The sequence below is a fragment of the Blastococcus sp. KM273129 genome (assembly GCF_021698995.1).
Taxonomy (GTDB): domain Bacteria; phylum Actinomycetota; class Actinomycetes; order Mycobacteriales; family Geodermatophilaceae; genus Blastococcus.
Genome location: NZ_SSXB01000182.1, coordinates 1 through 738, shown reverse-complemented (window position 1 = coordinate 738; position 738 = coordinate 1). Strand labels below are relative to the sequence as shown.

The following is a 738-nucleotide window of genomic DNA, read 5'->3' as shown; positions in this document are numbered from 1 at the left end:
TACCCCACCTCGGATGCGGTGCCGACCGCGGACGGGGTGGGTGTGGTGATGGCCTTCCAGGGTGGGGAGGTGTACGCGGCCTCGGGGGCCGGGCACGCCCTGCACGGGCCGGTGCGTGACCGGTTCACCGCCGCCGGCGGGCCCGCCGGCGAGCTGGGCTACCCGACCACGGGGGTGCGGGCGCTGCCCGACGGGGGTGCGTTCGCGCACTTCGAGAACGGCTCGATCTACTGGTCGCCGGCCACCGGCGCCCGGGTGGTGACCGGTGCGGTGCGGCAGCGGTGGGCGGCCACGGGCTGGCAGAACGGTGCGCTGGGCTACCCGACCTCCGATGTCGTCGACCTGCCCGGGGGCGGCCGGGCGGCGTCGTTCCAGGGCGGGGCGATCTACTGGTCGGCCGCCACCGGGGCGCGGGTCGTGGGCGGGCCGGTGCGGGACGCGTGGCTGGCCGCCGGCGGTGACGCCGGCGACCTGGGCATGCCCACCGCGGACTCGGCCGCGACGGCCGACGGTCTCGCGCAGTACGGGCACTTCCAGGGCGGCTCCCTGTACCTGCACCGCGACCTGGGCACGCGCCTGGTCCCCGGCGACGTCCTCCTCGGCTGGCAGGAAGGCGGCGGGCCTGCGGGGCCGCTGGGTTACCCCACCTCGGATGCGGTGCCGACCGCGGACGGGGTGGGTGTGGTGATGGCCTTCCAGGGTGGGGAGGTGTACGCGGCCTCGGGGGCCGGGCACGCC

The 738-nt window shown here is 77.4% G+C and carries 1 protein-coding gene; it reads left to right on the top strand.

Annotated features, from left to right (window positions below; all coding sequences use genetic code 11):
• Positions 1-738 (top strand): LGFP repeat-containing protein (locus tag E9565_RS21935; protein ID WP_374201755.1); only part of this gene is annotated, 738 nt, incomplete at both ends.